The following is a 3,159-nucleotide window of genomic DNA, read 5'->3' as shown; positions in this document are numbered from 1 at the left end:
CGCTCCGTCAGCGGCGGCAGGCGCACCTCGATCGTGCCGAGGCGGAAGAACAGATCGGACCGGAAACGCCCGTCGGCGATGCGGGCTTCCAGGTCGGCGTTGGTGGCGGCGACCATCAGGATGTCGACCCGCCGGCCCCGCCCCGCGCCGAGCGGGCGCACCACCCAGTCATCGAGCAGGCGCAGCAGCACCGCCTGGGTGTCGAGCGGCATGTCGCCGATTTCGTCGAGAAACAGCGTGCCCCCGTCCGCCTCCTCGACCAGCCCTTTCGCGCCGCGCCGGCGGGCGCCGGTGAAGGCGCCGTCCGCGTAGCCGAACAGCTCGCTCTCGGTCAGGCTGCGCGGCAGGGCGGCGCAGTTGACGGGTACGAAGGCGCCGCGCCGGCCGCTCGCCTCGTGCGCGTGGCGGGCAAGCTGTTCCTTGCCTGTGCCGGTCTCGCCACGGATCAGGATCGGCAGACGCCGTGCCGCCGCCTGTTCCGTCCGGCGGACGCTTGCCGCCACGACCGGGTCGCCGGCCACGAAGCGCAGCGGCGGGCGCGGTACGGGCGCCGCCGCCACCACCGGGATCGCCGGCAGGTTCTCTGCCGAGGCGACGAAGGCGCTGCCGACCACGTCGTTCAGCAGCAGCCGGTCCTGTCGTCGCGCGCGGCCGATCAACGCCTCGAAACTGATGCGGAACAGCTCGCCGAAGCGGCGGCCGGGCATCAGGGGCAGCCCTTGCAGCAGGAAGCGCGCCTGTGCGTTGGTGCCGAGCACGCGGCCCTCGGCGTCGAAGGCGATCAGCCCGGCGCTGGTGGTGTGCAGGTATTCGGCCCGGCTGTGGAACGTCAGCACGACGTTGCTGCGGTGATATTCGCGGAACAGTCCGTTCTCGATATGGGTTGCCGCCATCGAGACGATCGCGCGCGTGTGTTGCTGGCGCGACCGGCAGTCCGACGAGGCGTCGAGCACGCCGATCAGCTGCGCATCGGGGCCGAACACCGGCGTCGCGGTGCAGGTGAGTCCGCCGAACTGCGCGAAGAAATGCTCGCCGCCATGCACGGTCAGCGGTCGCCCGATTTTCGCGACCGTCCCGAGCGCATTGGTGCCGCGCGCCCCCTCGCCCCACATGCCGCCGGGGCAGATCCCGCTGCGCTGCGCCATCGGCAGGAAGGTCGGATCGGACAGCGTCTCCAGCAGCATGCCGTCGGGTGCGGCGAAGGCGATCAGATAGTTCGTCCCGGCGATCTGATGATACAGGCTCCGCATCTCCGCGAGGGCGAGGCGGCTGACGAGTTCGTGCTGATCGCGCGCCGCGCGCAGGGCGGCGGACTCCAGGACCTGCATCGGCGGCGGCCGTTCCGGGTCCAGCCCGGCCTGCAGGCAACGGGTCCAGCTGGCGGCGATTTCGTCGTCGATCAGATCGGCCGAGGCGATGCCGTCGTCTCCCAGAAGGGTGCGCGCGCGCGCCAGACGCTCCTCGACCGATATCCTCATCGTACGACCCCCCGTGACCTTGTTGTCACCTGACTTGCGTCACCCGCCAGCGTGCGTCGCTGGTCGCATCCTGTATCCAAGCATAGCATAGGCAGCAGCACTCGGCCGGAAAAGATGCTGCCACGTGTTCTGTTTCACAACATCGTGGCGGTACACAGTCGTACCGTGTGCAAACGCGGCAAAACTCGCTGCATCGCAACAATACGAATGACATCAACGGCTAATCAGTACGGCACGCCCGTTGCTGTTGTCTGTCCGCCGGCACGTAAGACCGGGCGGAGGAGACACCATGAAAGCAGCCGTCCTGCATAGCTTCGACGAGAAACTCGAAAAGCCCGAGTTCGTCCGCTACGAGGATGTGCCCGACCCGAAGATCGAGCGCCCGAACGACGTCGTCGTGCGTATCGGGGGCGCCGGGGTGTGCCGCACCGACCTGCATATCATCGAAGGCATCTGGCGCAGCAAGGTCGACGTCAAGCTGCCTTATATCATGGGTCATGAGAATGCCGGCTGGGTCGAGGCGGTCGGCAAGGGCGTCACGAGTGTCAAGGTCGGCGATCCCGTCATCTGTCACCCGCTCGTGACAAGCGGCCATTGCCTCGCCTGCCGTCGCGGCAACGACATGCACGCAACGGAAAGTTCGTTTCCCGGCATCAACGCCGACGGCGGCTACGCGGAGTATCTCCTGACCGGCGAGCGGGCGCTGATCCGCCTGCCCAAGACGCTCGCGCCCAAGGACGTCGCGCCCTACACCGATGCCGGCCTGACCGCCTATCGCGCCGCGAAAAAGGCCTCCCGCCACCTGCTGCCGGGCGAATACGCCGTATGCATCGGCGCCGGCGGCCTCGGCCATATCGGCATCCAGGTGCTGAAGGCGCTGTGCGCGGCCGAGATCATCGTGGTCGACCGCTCCCCGACGGCACTTCAGCTCGCGAAGGAGTGCGGCGCGCATCACGTCGTGCAGGCGGACGGCAACGAGCTGCAGGCGGTGCTCGACCTGACCGGCGGCCATGGCGCCGAGGCGGTGATCGACTTCGTGGGCGAGGGCGATTCCATCCGGATCGGCATCGCCATGACGCGCAACGCCGGGGCGTATTACATCGTCGGCTACGGCGGGAAGATCGACCTGCCGACGATCGACATGATCACGACCGAAAAGACCATCGTCGGCAATCTCGTGGGCACCTATCCCGAGCTTGTGGAGCTGATGGCGCTCGCTGATCGGGGTCTGGTGCATCTGGCGACGCGCGAATACCGGCTGCGTGATGCGAACCAGGCGCTGCACGACCTGCATCACGGCAAGATCAAGGGCCGCGCGGTCCTGATACCATGAGAAGCGACGCGCCGCGGTGAGGCGGGGATGAACCTGCATCCCCCTTTGGTCGAGCTGCTCGGCGCCCGCTGGGGCTTCGGGACGCCGGTTGTCGGGGCGGCGTGGAACGCGGACGGGCGGCTCGCGGGATTCGGTCTCGGCGACGGCGCGCTGGTGATGGCGCGGGCGACCTGGGACGGCGGTCCGAGCGTGAAGCCGCGCATCGGCGGCGGCATCGAGGTCGTGCCGCCGCAGGTGACGAGTCCCGCGGTCTCGCGCATCGCCGTCCATCGCGGCGCCTGCCGCGCGCTCGCGTCGGACGGGCTCGGCGGCTTCGTCACGGGCGGTTCGGATGGCTGCCTGGCGCAG

At 68.7% G+C, this 3,159-nt stretch carries 2 protein-coding genes and 1 pseudogene; 2 read left to right on the top strand and 1 reads right to left on the bottom strand.

The genetic code is table 11. From position 1 onward, the window contains the following. Positions 1-1,478 (bottom strand): sigma-54-dependent Fis family transcriptional regulator (locus B8460_RS08515; protein WP_052945183.1); only part of this gene is annotated, 1,478 nt, incomplete at its 3' end. Between the two features lie 289 nt (positions 1,479-1,767). On the opposite strand from B8460_RS08515, the gene B8460_RS08510 reads away from it, so the two are divergent. Further along, complete coding sequence (locus B8460_RS08510; protein ID WP_048861162.1) at positions 1,768-2,811, top strand: NAD(P)-dependent alcohol dehydrogenase; 1,044 nt, start codon at positions 1,768-1,770, stop codon at positions 2,809-2,811. Between the two features lie 27 nt (positions 2,812-2,838). After that, a pseudogene (locus B8460_RS08505) lies at positions 2,839-3,159 on the top strand (hypothetical protein); the annotation flags it as partial.

Source organism: Acidisphaera rubrifaciens HS-AP3, assembly GCF_000964365.1.
Lineage (GTDB): Bacteria > Pseudomonadota > Alphaproteobacteria > Acetobacterales > Acetobacteraceae > Acidisphaera > Acidisphaera rubrifaciens.
Note: the sequence above shows the minus strand (reverse complement) of the source record. Positions and strands in the feature narration are given on the sequence as shown.

Excerpts from the sequence above, each read along its gene's own strand:
- B8460_RS08510 (WP_048861162.1), top strand. The coding sequence starts at position 1,768 with ATGAAAGCAGCCGTCCTGCATAGCTTCGACGAGAAACTCGAAAAGCCC.